Below are 16,610 nucleotides of genomic sequence, written 5' to 3'. Positions count from 1 at the left end.
GTGACAGCAGCAGCACGGCTTCCCGCCGGCCATCGTCCGGACGATGGCGACGCCGGAACCTACCTGACTGAATCACAAAAGGGATCTTATCGGGATGAAACTGGCATTGATCCGCTACAGCACAGGTACTCATGTCCGGCAATCAGCCGCTCGTACGGTTCTCCGGCACGGTCGGACGGCAGCGCACGGGCCTTCCTCGCACGTCGTGGGGCCACGAGGACGGGCTGGTTCCGTCAGGAAACCGGCGCCTCGGCCCGGCAACCGGGGCACAGGCCCCAGAACGTGACTGCGGCCTCCTGGGTGTCGTATTCCTCCGGCAGTCGCGGCTCCATGCAGGGTGCCGCGCCCACCGCGCACTCCACGTCGCGGATGGAACCGCAGGCGCGGCACACGAAGTGGTGGTGGTTGTCGTGGCGCTCGGTCTCGTAGCGGGTGGGGTGACCCGCGATCTGGGTGGATCGGACCAGGCCGGCGTCCGTGAGGGCGCGCAGCACGTTGTAGGTGGCCTGCAGAGACAGGCGGCCGGTGATCCGCTGAGCGCGCTCACGCAGGGTGTCGGCGTCGAGGTGACCACCCGAGCCGGAGACGGCCATCAGCACGGCCATGCGCGGAGCGGTCACTCGCATGCCCGCCGTACGCAGCCGTTCTGCGGCCAGGGCCATCGGTTCATCGGCCGTGCCGGACGTCGTCATGCCGCCTCGTCCTCCGTGTCACCGTCGAGACCGGGCGCGCAGGGGTCGCCGGAGAGCTCGAACCACACGCTCTTGCCCTCGGGCCCGCCCTCACAGCCCCACCGTGCGGCCAGCATGTCCACGAGGACGAGTCCGCGACCGCACTCGTCCTCCGGGCCCGCGTCGGCCGGGCGGGGAAGGTCCGTGGTGCCGTCGCTGACCAGGCAGCGAAGGTCGGACACCCGCTCGAGGGTGAGGCGCAGCGGGCCGGAGGCATGACGCAGTGCGTTGCTCACCAGTTCGCTGACCAGCAGCTCGGCAGTCGGTACGAGGTCGTCCAGACCCCACTGCGGCAGCACGTCACGTATGACGGTCCTCGCCGAGGAGCACGCGGTCGGTGACCACGGCAGGGGCCAGGGCCCGCCCACGAACGATTCCACGCGGGTGTCGGCCGCCACACCGGACGGCAGGGCGGTAGCCGGTCGCTGAGGGGCAGGGACGACCACATCGGCGATCGTTCCACCCGGAGGGGTTTCCCGGGGAACTGTGCGATCCATAAGGGCGCGCTTTCGAGGACGGTTGCAATCTCCCTCACGACCGTACGCCTTTTCTTGAATCGGTCAAGTTTATGGATGACAGGCTTTTTCATGATTCCACACAGTTTCTGGTGCGTGCGCTGCGGCCGCCGCCCCGCGGTGTCAGCCGGGCGGGGTGGCGGTCGGCGGCAGGCTCGCGGGTCCGGGTGGGCAGGACCCGACCGAGGCCATGGGTGGCCGTGGTGCCCGGGCCGGTGCCACAGCCGGCCTTCGACCGCTTCCCGCACCCACCGGACCTCGAGCCTCCGAGGCTCGAGGTCCGGTGCTGTCGCCGTGCACGTTCGCGGTCGAGCATGCGGTCACCCCGGGGGCCGGCGCTTGTGGTCACCACCGACCAGCCGCATCCGAGCAACCGGATCGACCGCCGGATCGTCGACAACCCGGCTGAGGTCCGTCATCCGGAGCTTCTCCAGCCAGTGCGACAGCACCAGTGCCTCGTCACTCGTGAGCTTGATCGTGACCTGGCCACCACTCGTGCACACCCCTACGGCTCGGCCTGCCCTCAACCACACGAACCTACTGGCCTTCGACCTTGACCACACACATGGGGGAACCCCCCGACCACGCCGAAACCGCGTGGTGACCTGCACGGACACAGGAACGGCCCGCCGCGTCGCGCGACAGCAGGCGCACCCCCTACCGCACCCCTGCTTCAGGCGGCCCCACTCCGCCCGGGCCGCTCTACGGGTGCGGGTCCGCTGCTGCCGTCTCCTACCGGGGCAGCGGCTGCCGGTGGTGCGGGCGGGCGGTCAGTCGGGGACGGAGTCCACGGTGGCGTAGCTGGGCAGTACCTGGTCCGTGCCGGTCAGCGCCGGCATGTGGCGTACGCGTTCGCCGGGTGCGATCAGCGCCAGCCGGGCGCCGGTGTTTCTGGCTGTGCGGTAGGCCGCGATCAGACAGGTGAGCCCGGTGGAATCCAGAAAGGCGACACCGGACAGGTCCACCAGCACGCTCTGGCCGCTGGTGAGCAGCAGTGGCTGCAAGACGTCGGCGAGCCGCGAGGCCGTGTGCAGATCCGGGGCGCCTTCGACCGTGACGAGGTGTCGTCCTGCGCCCGGGGGGCGGGCCGAGACCTGGAGGGCGTCCCGCGGATCGTCGGGGGCGGGCTGGTCGGTGCTCATGGCCGCTTCCTTCCCCATGGGCCGCGGTTCACGGCGTCAGCTCCTGCTGGTGGCCGCCGCGCCACTCGGTGAGCAGGACGGTGGCGCCGTCGTCGAACTTGCCGTCGTGGTGTTCCATGACGGCGGCCATCAGCCGGCGCAGGGTCTCGTGCAGGGTGTGCCGACCGGAGTGGTGACGCAGGACGAAGTCGACGAACCGGTCCCGGCCGAACTCCGTTCCGTACCTGTCGCGGGCTTCGACGATGCCGTCGGTGTAGAGCAGCAGCCGGTCCCCGGGTTCGAGCTGGTCGGCGGCCATGGTGACCGGCAGGCCGAGGTCGGCGCCCATGGGGCCGGCCGGGGGGCAGGCCAGTTCGGTGACCCAGCGGTTGCCGCGGATCAGGACCGGCAGGTGATGGCCGCGGTTGATCCACGTCAGTCGGCCCGTCTCCATGTCCAGGTGGGCGAGGATGCCGGTGATGTAGCGGCTGGTACTGAACTGCTCGATCAGGGTCTGTTCCACCTGCCGGCTGGTCTCTGTCAGCGAGGCACCCTGCCGGCGGGCGTTGCGGCAGGCGGCCACGGCGACGTTGGCGGTGATGCCGGCGGTGGTGTCGTGTCCCATGGCGTCGAAGACGCTCAGGTGGAGGGTACTGCCGGCGACCGCGTAGTCGAAGGCGTCCCCGCCGATCTGGTAGGCAGGCTCCATCACCGCGCCCACGGTGGCGTCGTGGCCGGCGTAGGCAGGCGGCGGAGTGAGGTTCCACTGCATCTCCGCGGCCACGTTCATCGGCTCGGTGCGCGCCAGACGCGCGTAGGAGTCGCTGAAGGACCGCTTGCTCAGCAACAGCAGGGCCGTCATCGACGCCAGGTCGCGCAGAGCTTGCCGGATGGGTTCGGTGTCGGTGTCGGTATCGGCCCGCAGCACACCCAGGCGCTCCACCCCGTTAGTGACGGCCACCCACCGCCGCCCGCCCGGACGCTCACCCGTCCCGTCCCGTTCGGATTCGGGGAGCAGCTCCACACGCTGGTAGGCCTGGCCGGGCAGGCTGCCCGAAACGGTGAACTCCTGACCGCCGCCCCCGGCGTCCGCCCCCCGACCGGTGAGCCGGCGCAACACCGTCTCCCGGATGTCGGTCACGAAGACCGCCACGTCGTGCATGCCCGCCACGGCGGCATGCTCGGCGATCATCCCCGGAAGCTGTTCGAGCGTGGCCGTATGACTGGCCTGCATCAGCCGTACCAGTGACACAGCGCTGCTCTCAGTCACATCCCTGGTCCCCTCGCCGGGCAGACGCGCACGCCATGGGCAGCCGTGCCACTTCGGGACTCCTTCACGGCCCGCCTCTTTCATGGCTGCTCGTGCGGTACCCATCCTCGGGCACCACGCGGGTACCCGCTCCCGGACAGCACGCGCGGCCCGCAGTCCCACGACCCCACCGCGCGCGTCGAGCGGCCGGGGCCGCTCGACGCTGAGGTGCGCTGTCAGCAGCCCGTCGCCGCCGCCAGTTCCACGACCTGTACCGCGCTGGTGTCGTTGCCGGCGGCGTCGCTCGCGTCGTTGATCCGGTACAGCGCGTATCCGGTGGCGTCGCCACCGGGGTCGCGGTGCACGGCGTACCGCAGCGAGGTCGCGCCGCCGCGTGAGCGTGGCTCGTCGGCCAGTCGGCTGTTCCAGGACCGCTCGGCCCGGTCGGGCCAGGCGATCGAGCCCTCGCGGACACGGTCGTAGACCTTCTCGATCACAGGGCGGGCCGTGTGGCGGTCCAGGAGCTGGATGCTGCCGCCGCCGAAGTCGGTTCCGGGGCGGAAGAGCATGGACCTCTTCTCGCACCGGAGCCGGTTCCCGCGGGTGGCCGGGCCGTAGCCGAAGCGGCCGTAGATCGCCGCCTCCGAGGGACGCAGTACGGCGATCGGCTCGCCGCCGGACTCGTGCAGTTCGGTCAGTTGCCTGCGTGTCAGCGAGGTGAGGATGCCGCGTCGCCGGTGGGTGGGGGTCACGCCGACCCAGGTGACACCTGCGACCGGGAGGTCGGCGCCGGGAACGGTGAGGGACCGCGTGTGGATCGCGGTCCCTCCCACTGGTGTGCCGCCGTCGAACGCGGCGATCGTGCGGTCCAGTTCGATGGTGGCGCGTGCACGGGCGGGTTCCTCATCGGACTATGGTCACAGCCACTTTACGGACCTGGCCGTGGGCCAGGGCGCGTGTCCGCAGGTCGGCGTGGAGGCGCTGCAGCACCGTGGCCACGGTCTGCGCCCCGGTACGGACATCGGCCGGCAAGCCGGTGCCGGTCGGGAAGGCCGGCACCACCGGCGCCTGCCACGTGCGCGATCCCGAGAAGCTGCCGGGTACGGAGCGGGCGACCGCCGGGAGCCGCTGGGGCCGCGGCGATGCGCCGCGGCCCCGCCCGGCGGCCCTGGTGACAGCGCATCCGACCGTGTTCCGTCCCTCGTGCTCCGGCTCGGCCGCAGACGAGGTCCGCGGCTCTCCGGCGCGGAGGCTACAGGTCGAACTCCAGGTGCTCGATGTCCGTGAACCGGACTTCCTCCAGTTGGCCGGCGCGGCGGCCGCTGTCCTGGAAGTACACCTCCTTGAGCGCTTCGGCGACGATCTCCCGCAACCGCTGGTCGCCGGCGCCGGTCTGCTGGGCGTCGAAGAGGCGGGCGGCGTACCGCGGCGGCAGGGCGACGGTGAGGTGGCGGAGCCTGTCCTCGTCCGTCGAGCCGATCGGCGCGGTGTAGCCGATCCGGGCACGGGTGTCGATGACGATGCCGTCGGTCGTCGCCGCCTTCCGCCGTGCCCGGGCGCGGATCTGCGGCTGCCAGCGCTTCTTCACCTCGTGTTCCAGGCGGGCGGCGAGGTCCGGGCGGGGTTTCCTGATCTGGTCCTTCACGTACCGTTCGACGGTGCGCTGGGAGATGCGCAGCGTCCGGGCGACCGCACGGGTGCCTTTGAGCTGTTTGACCAGGTAGCGCATCTGGGCGGGTGCGCTCTTGGGTGCCGGGCGGGTGAACGATTTCCGCACCGCGGCGTCCAGGCCGTCCCCGAACAGGGTCATCGTCGCCTTCTCCTACTCGCCGTTGTCGATGTCGGTGACGGTGCCGTCCTTGATGTAGCGGGCGAGGTTGAGCTCCGGGGCGTCGAACCGCTCACGGACCTCCTCGCCCCACAGGACGCTCTGGGTGCCCTCGTGCTTGACCAGGCCCGGGTTGACGCCGAGCTTGAAGCCACCGGGCAGCGGCCTGCCGTCCCGGTAGGGCAGGAAGTCCAGCGGGCCGGTGCCTCCGGCCGCGTACACGACGCAGTCGGAGAGGATCGCGACCGGGTACTGGCCGGTGAACGCCGCATGCTTGACGATCTTGCGGTGGAGGTTGATCCGGGTGCGGGAGATGACGGCCGCGCGGATGTCCGGCCGCCACGTCGGCCGGGCGAGGGCCCGCCACGGCTGCCCGGGCCGCCAGCCCTCGCCGCGCGGGCGCTCGCGCAGTTTGCCCAGACCGCCCTTGACCGTCGCCTTGATCGCCGAGACGACGATCGTCAGCTGCGGATCGCGTTCCTTGTAGCCGTCCATCGCCGTCAGGAAGTCGGCCGGATCCATGTCCGCGTGTACGCCGAGATCGGCCATCGTCGCCAGGTAGGCGTCGCGCAGCCTGTTGTACCAGTCGTCCAGGTAGCGGCCGTTGTCATAGCGGACGTACGCCTCGAGCGGACGCACCTCGTAGCCGAGCTCCGCCGCGTACGCGACGGTGGGCGTGGCGTACCAGGCCGGGCCCTCGGGGCGTTCGCCCTTCGGCGTGAACGGGCTGGGCAGCAGACTCGCGTCCAGCTCCGCCCACTTGTCCTTGCCGACCTTCACCCTCGACAGGTCGACGTGCGAGAGGTCGACCAGCCAGGAACCGGGCAGCTTCGCATCGAACACCGGCGCCTTGACGTGCTCCGGCGCGCCGAGACCGACGACCAGGCCGTTGGCGCCGGCGGCGAAGGCCATGTTCACGTCGATGCCGACCAGGTACCGCAGGGTGCATTCGTCGTCGGTCATGGGCCGCGCCCAGTCGTACGCCTCCTCGAACAGCTTCTCGCCGGGGCCGCGGACGTGGAAGCGCGGCAGGTCCGTCAGGAGGGGGTGTCCGTCGGGGGCCTCGCACGGGGCGCAGTCCACCGGGTCCTTGCCCAGCGAGCCGGGGTTGTGTTCGGAGTGCCGCTTACCCGTCGCGTCGGGTTCGGAGGCGCGGGTCGGCGGGTGCAGCGCGGTCATCAGCTCCAGGCCGGTGACGGCGGTGGAGCCGCGCGGCGTCATCACGCGGGAGGCGTACACGCCCAGGGTCCGGGCGAGGTCCGCCGGCGGGAGCTGTGCGGCGTGGCCCCAGTGGCGGAGGTCGAGGGCGTGCCAGGACGGGATGCACAGCTGGACGCAGTTGCGTTCCCCGCCCCGCGCGGGGCGGTAGATCCGCGCCCACGGCCCGAAGCCGCGCTTGGTCAGCTTCCACTCCGCGCGCGTGAGCTGTTTGACGACCTTGTGGCCCTCCGGGATCCGCCCGGCGAGCCGCTCCTCGTCGGTGAGGGCGACGGGAAGGCCGTAGCGCTCCAGCGCGGCCTCGGTGAGCACGAGCAGCGGGTCGGCGTCCTTGCCCGGACCTGACAGCCTCGGCTGCCCGAGCTTCGCTTCCCTGAGGGTCCAGTCCACCAGGGCCGACAGGGACTTGGCGGGCACGTCCAGGACCAGGCCACCGGTGCAGTACGCCAGGACCTGCCCTTCCGTGTCGACGTCGACGACCGCGAGCGGCCCGTTCTCGAAGCGCGGACCGGCGCCGCCCGCAGGGGTGCCGGCCTGGGCCGCCCTCCGCGCGTCCGGGCGCCGTGACGTCGTTGACGGCCTGGTGGTGTACGGCGCCGCGGCCGGACGGGATCGGGTGGTGTTCTCAGCCGTGGTCGTGGTCACGGCTTCGGGTTCCTGGCCCGTGGACAGGGGGCGCGCCTTCGGCACCGGGGTTGCCGGGGTGGTGAGCGTCTCGGGCGTCGCCGTGTCCTCGCCCTGGGTGCCGGCGTCGGCCGGGGCGGGGTACAGCTCGGAGAGTCCGTCGAGGAGACGTGCGTACGCGTCGCGCTCCGGCGGGCGGGGTTCGGTCTTGCCGGCCTCCCAGCCGCTGACCGTGGCCCGGCGCACCTGCAGCGCTGTGGCGATCTCGTCGATCGTCAGGCCGTGGGCCTTGCGCAGACGCCTGCGCTCTTCGGGCGGCGGCAGGGGGGCGCGGGACGCGAGGAGCGCGTCGACCCGGTCGAACAATTCGGACATGGAGGGCCTCCTGTTCCTCAACTATAGCGTGGAGCGTACGGATTGAGTACGAGTCGAGTACCAGTCGAGTACGGATCGCGTACGAATCGTGTGCGGATACCGTTCGATCAGCCCAGGGAGCTCGGGACGGCGGTCGGCGGGACCCGGCGGACCCGTGCCCGTGGACGCTGACGGCACCATGGCGGTCACCGGCGCGGCAGGCGCGGTCGGAGGATCCGTCGCCCTGTACCGCGACGACGACCGTCCCGGCCCGGTGCGCGCCGGCAGCGAAGGGGCCGGTGACCGGGGTACGGCAGGGTGTCCTTCCCTTACCGGACGCCGCTCGACAAGGACGAGCCGCGCGCATCCGGGCCCTGTCCGCCATCAGCGGTCCGCGGGTACCGGCGCCTGCGGCGCACGGCCGGTCTCGGCCTTGCCGCGCGGCCGCCGTCGGCGCCGCGCCGTGGGGACGGCCGCGGTGTCCCGCACACGCCTTGGGCGTGTCCGTGACTCCCCCGGAATCGCCCGGCTCGCCCTCCAGCAGGCCGGGAAGAGGGCGTGGAGGATCGAGCCGGGCCGGACGGCCCGGCTCGTCGGTCCCTTCCCGGGGAACAGGGGAATCACTCGAGCCCGGCGCCGCGGGGGAGCATCAGCACCGAGTCCGTGTGGACCGTGATGCGCACCGGCGTGAAGGTGGTGGCGTCCACCGGCGGTTCCCCGGTGCCGGGATTACGGGCGTAGCGGGGACTCGCGCCTCCGCTGATCTGCCAGCGTATGCGGTGACCTGCGGCGAAGCGATGGGCGGTGGAGCTCATCCGCACGGTGACCTGCGAGGGCGCGGATCCGGTTGTCCGAAGCCGGCCCAGTCCGTCGCAGACGTTGACGGAGCGGCCGTGCGCGTCCACGTCGCACAGGCGGGCGAAGACGTCGGCGTGCCCGGTGTCCGTGGAGATGCTCAGCCGCGCGGAGACCGGGCCCAGGATGTCCACGGGCTCGGCCAGGGGCGGGCCGGTGAACGTCAGGACGTCGTCCCGGGCCTCCAGAACGCCGTTGTCGCGTGGGCCGGCGGTGCGGGAGAGCAGGGGACCTCCGAGGGACGGGGTGGGGTCGGCCGGGTCGTAGCGGAACGTCGTCAGCGGCGCGGATTCCGTGGGGGGCTGTCGGGTGAGATGTCCGTCCGGGGCGGGGTACCACGAGGCGGCAGCGGAGGCCGGCGGCCAGTCGTCCAGGTCCCGCCAGGCGTCCTCGCCGTTGATGTGCACGCGTACCGCGGTGGGGCGCAGGCCGGAGGAGTCGGCGCACAGGTGGGCGCGCAGCCAGGCGAGGCTCTCGGCGAACACCTCGGGCCACCCCTGCTGGAGGGCGGAGGTGTGGGTCCAGGGGCCGACGAGCAGGGCCGTTTCGCATCCGGCCCGACGCAGCCGGTCGTACTGCTCGAAGGTCTGGTCGACGAGCACGTCGTGCCATCCGGTGATCAGGGCCGTGGGCACGTCGAGCCGCTCCGCCGACTCCGCCAACGACGCGCCGCGCCAGTAGGCGTCCTTGGCGTCCGGGTGCGTCATCACGTCGTCCAGCCAGGGCACTTCACCTCCCAGGGCGGACTCGTACGCCCCCTGCAGGGGCCGCGCGGCGGTGACGTCGCGCAGGCGGCGCTGCAGGCGCAGTGTCGCCTTCAGGAACGGCGCCATGCCCTGGTGCTGGTAGGTCATGCCCGTGCCGACGGCGAGGACGTTCTCCAGGCGCAGCGCACCGTCCGCGTGGAACAGGGCGTAGGGGTCGTGCAGTCCTACCTGCACCACCATCGCCTTCAGTTCCGGCGGCGGGTCCAGAGCGAGGGCCCATTGCACGTAGCCCAGGTAGCTGGGGCCGACGGTCCCCAGCGTTCCGTCGAACCAGGCCTGCTCGCGCAGCCAGGAGACCGTGGCCCGGCCGTCGGCGGCCTCATTGCGCCACAGATCGAACGCGCCGCCCGAACCGCCGGTGCCGCGGCAGCTCTGCAGGACCACGTGGAAGCCCTGTTCGGCGAAGAGCAGGCCGTACTGGGGCGACCACGGCAGGCCTCGGCCGTAGGGCGAGCGGACCAGGAGGGTGGGGAAGTCGCCCCGGTCGCGCGGGAAGTAGTGGTCAGTGACCAACGAGCTGCCGTCGGCGGCCGGCACCACCAGCCCCGGCTCCCATCCGACCTCGTGCCGCTTCGCCGGCAGACCCCGCCAGAGCGCCCTCGTCATCCGTGCGGACAGCGGCGGTTTTCCGGCGGGCGGCACCCAGGCCGGTCCGGTCACGGCGTCGGGCGTGCGTGATGACATCGTCCCCCTCCTTATTTCCGTACGCTGTACGAGAATAGAGGATGCTTGGATGACCTCTGCAAGGACCGCCCCTGAAACCGGAGGAAGGAGCACAGGACCGTGCCCGGTGACCAGAAGTCCAGCGCCCCGAGTGTCGATCCCGAACAGCTCTGGCTGCGGCCCACCGAGTTCCGCAGGGGCCGCAGGCCCTCCTTCAGCCGGGAGGCGATCACCGCGGCGGCCGTCACCCTGGCGGACGCCGAAGGCCTCGAGGCGGTCACCATGCGGCGGGTCGCCGCCCGGGTCGGAGCCGGTGTCATGTCGCTCTACAGCTACGCCCCCGACAAGGAGACACTGCTGGAACTGATGGTCGACCACGTCAGCGGCGAACTGACGGTCACGGACCCGCCCAGCGGCGACTGGCGTACCGATCTGAAGACCGTCGCCCACCTGCAGCGCGCCCATATGCTGCGCCATCCCTGGCTGCCCGCCGCCTTGACCACCCGTCGCGTTCCGGGCCCCAACACGCTGGCCTTCCTGGAGCACGCGCTCGCCGTACTGCGGCCCACCGGGCTGGACGGTGCGGCGAAGCTGGAGATCTTCGCCCAGCTCACCGCGTTCGTGGCCGGCCACGTGGCGCACGAGATCGCGCAGGCCTCAGCCGCACGGTCCCCGGAACGGGCCGCAGCCGAGGCCCGCTACCTCGCCGCTGTCGCCGCCGACGGCTGTCACCCGGAACTCGCCGAGGCCCTCTCCGCCCCCGGACGCCCCTTCACCGCCGAAGCCACCTTCACCCGGTTCCTGGGCCGCCTGATCGACGGTCTCGACGCCGGCTGACGCAACGCGCCCGTGGACACGTCCCGCCCGCACCGCCCCGGAGGAACAAGCCGATGGCGCGGAGCCCGTGCGTCGTCACAGGGCGGACCGCGACGCCGATGCCCGGTGGTCCGTGCCGGAGGCCCGGGGACGTCGCCGTACAGCCGGCGCGGGCAGGCGTCGGCCCCGCGCCACCACCAGCCGCCCGGGGCCCGGCCGTGCTTCGCAAACGAAGCCGGTTTCCCGACGGCGCCGCCCAGCGACAGCCCGGCGCTCCCGTCGTGGCCGTCCGGACAGCTCGAACGTACGCGAGGACGCCCGCCCGGTGCGCGTCCTCCGCGAGATCCGGTACCGCGACGACATCAGTGGTTCCGAGGAGTCAGCACCCCTTGGAACAGTGCGCCGTACCGTGACACCAGTTCCGTACGGTCCATTCGGAGCAGCCCCTCGTCCCCGACCACCCACAGTGCGTACAGCAGGCCCCCCGCCAAGGCGGCCGCCATGCGCGCGCGGACGTCGGCGTCGGGGCCGGACAGACGACGGCGCAGCGGTGCGACGAAGAGTTGCTCGTGCGTATCGCGCAGACGTTCGCGGATCCGCGGTTCGCCGCCGCTGTGCACCAGGGCCAGGAAGACGCCCCGCGCGGAACCGCCGAGCTCGACGAGGAGTCCGGCGAGCCGGTCTCCCAGGTGTTCCAGTGGCACGTCGAGCAGTGGCTCGTCATCGATCGTCAGGCGCATCGTCTCCAGGAACAGGAGTTCCTTGCTCTTGAAATGACGGATCACCAGTGCGGGGTCCGTGCCGGCCGCCGCCGCGATCCGGCGGACGGTGGTCCGGGAGAAGCCCTGGTCCCGGAAGAGCCGGGCAGCGGCGGAGTGGATGGCCTCGCGGGTCGTGGTACTGGAGCCGGTCTGCAGCATGCGGGACAGGATAGGGGCGCCGACGCTTCGCAACTGCGGGTTCGCGCGTCCGCGGGGTGAGCCGGGAATCTTTCGTAAGCGTTTCAAGAAGTCCGGTCAACAATGTTGACTCCCCGCCCGGGGGCCTGCACATTACCTGACGGTAGAACTGCTCGGTAATGACGTACCCCGGCACTCCCCCACGTTCGAACCGCTCCGTTCGCACCAACGGCACGCCCCGCCGGCTGCCGCCCCACTGCTCCGTCCCGGGAAGAGGGATCACATGCCGAAGCACGCCCTGCGGAATGTCATGACCACATCATCCGCACTCGTCGGTGCGCTCGCCCTCAGCCTCACGGGCGGCACCGCACACGCCTCCGCGTCGCTGGACTACGTCGCCCTCGGCGACAGCTACAGCGCCGGCTCGGGCGTGCTGCCCGTGGATCCCACCAACCTGCTGTGCCTGCGCTCCACCGCGAACTACCCTCATGTGATCGCCGGCCGTACGGGCGCCCACCTGAAGGACGTGACCTGCGGCGCCGCCCAGACGAAGGACTTCACCACATCGCAGTACCCCGGCGTCGGGCCCCAGGTGAACGCGCTCGGTGCGGGCACCGACCTGGTGACGCTGACGATCGGCGGAAACGACAACGGCACCTTCATCAACGCCATCACGGCCTGCGGTACCGCGGGCGTCCTCAGCGGAGGCAAGGGCAGCCCCTGCAAGGACCGGCACGGCACCTCCTTCACCGACCAGATCGACGCGAACACCTACCCCGCGCTGAAGACCGCCCTGCAGACCGTTCGCGCCAAGGCCCCCAACGCCCGCGTGGCGGTCCTGGGTTACCCGTGGATCACACCGGCCGAGGCCGATCCCTCCTGCTTCGTGAAGCTTCCGATCGCCGACGGTGACGTGCCGTACCTGCGCGGCATACAGGCGCACCTCAACGCGGCCGTCGAACGCGCCAGCGAAGAGACCGGCGCCACCTTCGTGGACTTCTCCCGGATCTCCGAGGGCCACGACGCGTGCAAGCCCGGCGGGACCCGCTGGATCGAGCCTCTCCTCTTCGGCGGCAGCCTTGTACCCGTCCATCCCAACGCCCTCGGAGAGCGGCGCATGGCCGAGCACACCATGAGCGTCCTCGGCCTGAGCTGACGGCGGCGCGCCTCACCCTCGACGACCGCGTCGAGGGTGTTCCTGGCCATGGCCTCGGCCGGGCACGGGGCGTGGCGCTCAGGCGCCGGTACCGTCCGGGCCGGGCCGCAGCCCGGTTCGCGGGGGCTTCCGCAGGGGGCGGCGGTTCCCGGGTCGTGGCCTTCACCGCCCCGGCCGAACGTCACCGTCCCGGCGGGGCACTCGCTCACTCACCCCTGGTGACGGGGGACGGCGCCGCCCGGTCAGGGGGTGATGGGCAGCCGGCGTTTGTGGTCGGTGAGGCGGTAACGGCGGACGATCGTCTCGAAGGCCTGCTCGTCCACCGGCTTGCCCTCCAGGAAGTCGTCGATGACGTCGTAGGTCACTCCGAGCGCGTCCTCGTCGGCCTTGCCCTCGTCGAGGCTCTCCAGATCGGCCGTCGGGATCTTCCACACCAGCGCGGCGGGTGCGCCCAGCGCGTCCGCGACGGCGCGCACCCGGCGCTTGGTCAGGCCGGCCAGCGGGACCAGGTCGGCGGCGCCGTCGCCGAACTTGGTGAAGAACCCGGAGACCGCCTCGGCGGCCTGGTCCGTGCCGACGACCAGGCCGCCGTACGCGCCGGCCACCGCGTACTGGGCGATCATGCGCTGGCGCGCCTTGATGTTGCCGTGCACGAAGTCCTGGTGGTGGGCGTCGCGGAAGCTCACTCCGGCGGCCAGCGCGGCCTCGAGCGCGGCGTCGCCGGCGGGCTTGATGTCCACGGTCAGCACGTGGTCGGCCCTGATGAAGGAGAGCGCGAGCTGGGCGTCGTGCTCGTCGGCCTGGATCCCGTAGGGCAGGCGCATCGCGTAGAACCGTGCTTCGTGTCCGCCGGCCCGCGCCTGTTCGACGGCGAGCTGGCACAGTCGGCCCGCGGCGGTGGAGTCGATGCCGCCACTGATACCGAGCACGAGGGCACGCAGACCGTTGGACGTCAGCCGCTCGGCGAGAAAGGCCACCCGACGCTCGATCTCGCGCTCGGCCTCGAAGATCTCGGCGACCCCCAGTTCCCGGGCGATCTCCTTCTGCAGGGCGACGGACGCCGGCTCACTCACGTCTGCTCCTCGTTCCGGCTCACGATGTGCTGTCGCCTCCCCTGCTACCCCGGAGCTCCCCGGGGAATCCGGACGGGAGGGACCGTCCACCGACACCCCGGGCGGCGAGCCGGCCCGCCACGACGTCTCCACCGTGCTCCTGGCCGCGGTCCCCGTCGCGCTGCGGCGTACGCCCTCGGCCCGGCACGGTATCGCCGATGCCTTCGGTGCCGTGTCCTGCCCGTGGGCCTGCGCCGGGAGCGGGCAGAATCACCGGAGCCGCCGGGGGACGTGTCCCACGCCCACGACTAGTGGCCGTGACCAGCGCTTTCGCAACAGACCCTAGGCCCGTGCCTGCGAGGACTTCGGCATGACCTCGTGCGGCATGAGGAGCGACAGCCCGGCCCCTCCCCCGTGCGGAACCCGGACGCCGGAAGGGCAGGATGTCCGCCGGTCCTGCAAGGAGGCCGCGGCCGTCATCGGCCGGCATGGGCCGCTGGAGACGCGCGGCGCGGGAAAACGGACTCGTCCCGGGCCTCCCGCCGATTCGGACCGGCCCTTTTCCAGGACAACCGCCGCGAGGGCGTGAGCCGCCTCCAGCAGATCGGCACCGGGCGGTTCGAGCAGTCGCGTCACCACCGATATCGTCTCCACCGGCGCGATCGTGGCGTGCGAGCCGTGGACGGGCCGCCCCCGCCTTGTCGCCTGGTTCATCGGCGACCGGCGCTGAGAGTGTCGCGGCGTGCCGCGGTGCGGGAAGGGCTGCGGGCACCGAGGTGAGGGCTCCCGATGGGAGTCCCCGCATGCGCAGCCGGGGCCGGACCGACCGCGGATCGGTCGAGCGACGGCGGCGTCCTTCCACTCGGACCGCTCAGCCTCGGCAAGTGCCGCGGACAGGCGGGGCGAGATCGCGAAGACGACGCGTCCGCCATCGTCCTGGTCCGCGACGGTACGAGGCTCACCGGCTTCGACGAGTTCCTCGAAGCTGCCGTCGGCGAGAAGGCACTCCCACTCCACCACGGCTTCCCCGGGATCGAGGTTGCCGAAGGAGAGCGACTCGAACGCGCGTCGCGGCCCGGTCCGGAGAATCCAGAGCGGCTGACGCGTCATCCGGAGCCGCGAAGAACTCGACGATGACGCTCACCCGGGCATCATGCCAGGCCGTCCACGACCGTGATCGGCCGGACAGGTCCACGGACCGAGTGTTGTGGCCGGCGACGGTACGGATGTCGTTGGAGGGCGGGTGCGCAGGGATCGCCGGCATGGCACTGCGACCTGGCCAGGTGAACACAACGGCTCTTGACGGCTTGGCGGTCGGCCGCTTCCGGGCCGAGGCTCTCGGCCGGAGTGCTTACACCCTCGGCGTGACCACTTACGTCGGACCTGCCGGTGGCCTCGTTGCGACACCCGTCCACGTGGGCCAGGTTGAAGTGCCGTGGCGGGTCCTCGCCGACCCGGAGGGCCACGAGTTCCGCGTCCTCGCCCCGTCCTGACGCGGAGTCCTGACGGCACCCCGTCAGTCGATGCGGGCGAAGACGTGCTCGGCACCGGTCGGCGGTGAGGCCGCCGTACTCGCCGGCGATGACCACGCGGGTGAGGAAGCATGCCTGGACCCGGTCGGGTCGCGGGCGGTCCCGGCTGTTCAGCGGGGCCGCCCGCGCCGGCATTCGCTTTTCGGCGGTCGGGCCTACGCGGACGCGAACCGGAAGCCGGTCAGCTGGTCGTTGTGTATCTGCATGGCCGCGGAGGAGGCGCCCGGCTCGTAGCAGCCCAGGTCGTCACCGTAGTTCTCGTGCCGGTACAGGCAGACGACGCGGTTGCTCCGGTTCCAGAACGAGGTCGTGCGGTCGTTCATGTAGCTGCCGACGTTGGGTGTGTCACGGTTGCTCGAGAAGAAGCGGCCTTCGTAGCTGCTGTGCTGCCAGACGCAGAAGTGCCCGGAGGGGCACTGGCTGTAGTGGGCCTGTGCGGCCGGGACGTCGAGCGCCCCCAGGGCGCCGGCGAGCACCGCTGCGGACAGCAGGACGCGGCGAAGTCGTGGCTCTTTCACAAGTTTCCCTCTTCGTGGTCGGACACCGGCGGTCAGTGGATCTGCAGGGCGTACAGCGTGGCGTCGAGGTTCTCGACGTCGCGGATGGAGGACCACTTGTCCATGGACCTGATCTCGTTGCCCAGCCACACGTGGATGCTGTTGTCGCCGGACGTGATGCGCTCGACGTCGAGCAGACCGGGAGTCACGGTGCCCGCGTTGGCGAAGCACTTGGTGTCGGCGCCGCCGTTGTACCAGACCTTGACGAAGTCCGTCCTGGTGCCGCAGTCGGTCTGGTTGATCGCGGCGGCCGGGGAGGCCGGCAGCGCGACCGTCATCGCTCCCGCGGCCGCTGTGGCGAGCGAGATGCGCAGGGTGGAACGCTTCATCGGTGGAATGTCCTTTCGTGGGGGTGTGGTGCCGCGGAGCGGCACCGTTCATCAGGGGCGCCCCGTGCGGCCGTCTCGTGTACCGCACGACCGCGGCGGCACCCCGCCACCGCGGTGATGGTGGCGGGATGCGTGTGGTTCGTTTCCCGGCGGCGAGAGGGGCCGCCGGGTGTGCGTCACTTGGCCAGGAACCTCAGCAGGGCGTCGGTGACCTCCTGGGCGTGGGTCCACAGCAGGCCGTGCGGGGCGCCCTCGACGACGACGTACTCGGCCTGCGGCAGCGCCCGGTGGAAGGGCTCGCCGGTGGACTCGATGGGCAGGATGCGGTCGGCGGTGCCGTGCAG

The 16,610-nt window shown here is 71.5% G+C and carries 16 protein-coding genes and 2 pseudogenes; 3 read left to right on the top strand and 15 right to left on the bottom strand.

Annotated elements, in window-relative coordinates; all coding sequences use genetic code 11:
* Positions 1–233: 233 nt before the first annotated feature.
* From ACIA6T_RS35380 to ACIA6T_RS35335, 10 genes and pseudogenes are all read right to left on the bottom strand, one after another.
* Positions 234–692: a Fur family transcriptional regulator gene (locus ACIA6T_RS35380; protein ID WP_399450601.1), complete on the bottom strand. Its 459-nt coding sequence runs from the start codon at positions 690–692 to the stop codon at positions 234–236.
* Positions 689–1,228: an ATP-binding protein gene (locus ACIA6T_RS35375; protein WP_399450600.1), complete on the bottom strand. Its 540-nt coding sequence runs from the start codon at positions 1,226–1,228 to the stop codon at positions 689–691. Before ACIA6T_RS35375 ends, ACIA6T_RS35380 begins: the two co-directional genes overlap by 4 nt.
* A 338-nt stretch (positions 1,229–1,566) precedes the next feature.
* The gene (locus tag ACIA6T_RS35370; protein WP_399450599.1) at positions 1,567–1,773 is read right to left on the bottom strand and encodes a hypothetical protein; all 207 of its coding nucleotides are present in this window, start codon (positions 1,771–1,773) and stop codon (positions 1,567–1,569) included.
* Positions 1,774–2,016: 243 nt separating this feature from the next.
* On the bottom strand, positions 2,017–2,388 hold the full coding sequence (locus ACIA6T_RS35365; protein ID WP_399450598.1) for an STAS domain-containing protein: 372 nt from the start codon (positions 2,386–2,388) through the stop codon (positions 2,017–2,019).
* Between the two features lie 28 nt (positions 2,389–2,416).
* Positions 2,417–3,601: a PP2C family protein-serine/threonine phosphatase gene (locus ACIA6T_RS35360; RefSeq protein ID WP_399450604.1), complete on the bottom strand. Its 1,185-nt coding sequence runs from the start codon at positions 3,599–3,601 to the stop codon at positions 2,417–2,419.
* A 251-nt stretch (positions 3,602–3,852) separates the two neighbouring features.
* Positions 3,853–4,185 (bottom strand): hypothetical protein, encoded by a 333-nt coding sequence (locus ACIA6T_RS35355; RefSeq protein WP_399450603.1) that lies wholly within the window; start codon positions 4,183–4,185, stop codon positions 3,853–3,855.
* A gap of 51 nt (positions 4,186–4,236) precedes the next feature.
* A pseudogene (locus tag ACIA6T_RS35350) lies at positions 4,237–4,497 on the bottom strand (GNAT family N-acetyltransferase); the annotation flags it as partial.
* A 371-nt stretch (positions 4,498–4,868) separates the two neighbouring features.
* Positions 4,869–5,426, bottom strand: coding sequence for a telomere-protecting terminal protein Tpg (tpg, locus tag ACIA6T_RS35345; protein ID WP_399450597.1), 558 nt, complete (start codon positions 5,424–5,426; stop codon positions 4,869–4,871).
* A 12-nt stretch (positions 5,427–5,438) separates the two neighbouring features.
* Positions 5,439–7,661 (bottom strand): telomere-associated protein Tap, encoded by a 2,223-nt coding sequence (gene tap / locus ACIA6T_RS35340; RefSeq protein ID WP_399450596.1) that lies wholly within the window; start codon positions 7,659–7,661, stop codon positions 5,439–5,441.
* 599 nt (positions 7,662–8,260) lie between these two features.
* Entirely contained in the window at positions 8,261–9,946 is a 1,686-nt protein-coding gene (locus ACIA6T_RS35335; protein ID WP_399450595.1) for a CocE/NonD family hydrolase, read from the bottom strand.
* 99 nt (positions 9,947–10,045) lie between these two features.
* On the opposite strand from ACIA6T_RS35335, the gene ACIA6T_RS35330 reads away from it, so the two are divergent.
* A complete protein-coding gene (locus tag ACIA6T_RS35330) occupies positions 10,046–10,762 on the top strand; it encodes a TetR/AcrR family transcriptional regulator (protein ID WP_399450594.1) in 717 nt (238 codons plus the stop codon).
* Positions 10,763–11,103: 341 nt separating this feature from the next.
* On the opposite strand, the gene ACIA6T_RS35325 is transcribed toward ACIA6T_RS35330, so the two are convergent.
* Positions 11,104–11,661, bottom strand: coding sequence for a TetR family transcriptional regulator (locus ACIA6T_RS35325; protein ID WP_399450593.1), 558 nt, complete (start codon positions 11,659–11,661; stop codon positions 11,104–11,106).
* 262 nt (positions 11,662–11,923) lie between these two features.
* Between ACIA6T_RS35325 and ACIA6T_RS35320 the strand changes: the two genes are divergently transcribed.
* Positions 11,924–12,796, top strand: coding sequence for an SGNH/GDSL hydrolase family protein (locus ACIA6T_RS35320; protein ID WP_399450592.1), 873 nt, complete (start codon positions 11,924–11,926; stop codon positions 12,794–12,796).
* A gap of 242 nt (positions 12,797–13,038) precedes the next feature.
* On the opposite strand, the gene nadE is transcribed toward ACIA6T_RS35320, so the two are convergent.
* Positions 13,039–13,869 (bottom strand): ammonia-dependent NAD(+) synthetase, encoded by an 831-nt coding sequence (gene nadE / locus ACIA6T_RS35315; RefSeq protein WP_399450591.1) that lies wholly within the window; start codon positions 13,867–13,869, stop codon positions 13,039–13,041.
* Between the two features lie 1,241 nt (positions 13,870–15,110).
* On the opposite strand from nadE, the pseudogene ACIA6T_RS35310 reads away from it, so the two are divergent.
* A pseudogene (locus tag ACIA6T_RS35310) lies at positions 15,111–15,335 on the top strand (VOC family protein); the annotation flags it as partial.
* Positions 15,336–15,535: 200 nt separating this feature from the next.
* Here ACIA6T_RS35310 and ACIA6T_RS35305 read toward each other — a convergent pair.
* The 3 genes from ACIA6T_RS35305 to ACIA6T_RS35295 form a co-directional block, all read right to left on the bottom strand.
* The gene (locus tag ACIA6T_RS35305; protein ID WP_399450590.1) at positions 15,536–15,898 is read right to left on the bottom strand and encodes a peptidase inhibitor family I36 protein; all 363 of its coding nucleotides are present in this window, start codon (positions 15,896–15,898) and stop codon (positions 15,536–15,538) included.
* 32 nt (positions 15,899–15,930) lie between these two features.
* Entirely contained in the window at positions 15,931–16,266 is a 336-nt protein-coding gene (locus ACIA6T_RS35300; RefSeq protein WP_399450589.1) for a beta/gamma crystallin domain-containing protein, read from the bottom strand.
* Between the two features lie 176 nt (positions 16,267–16,442).
* Positions 16,443–16,610 (bottom strand): alpha/beta fold hydrolase (locus tag ACIA6T_RS35295; protein ID WP_399450602.1); only part of this gene is annotated, 168 nt, incomplete at its 5' end.

Origin of the sequence: Streptomyces sp. NPDC051740 (genome assembly GCF_044453165.1) — a bacterium.
GTDB lineage: Bacteria > Actinomycetota > Actinomycetes > Streptomycetales > Streptomycetaceae > Streptomyces > Streptomyces atrovirens.
This window is presented reverse-complemented; position numbering and strand designations above follow the sequence as displayed.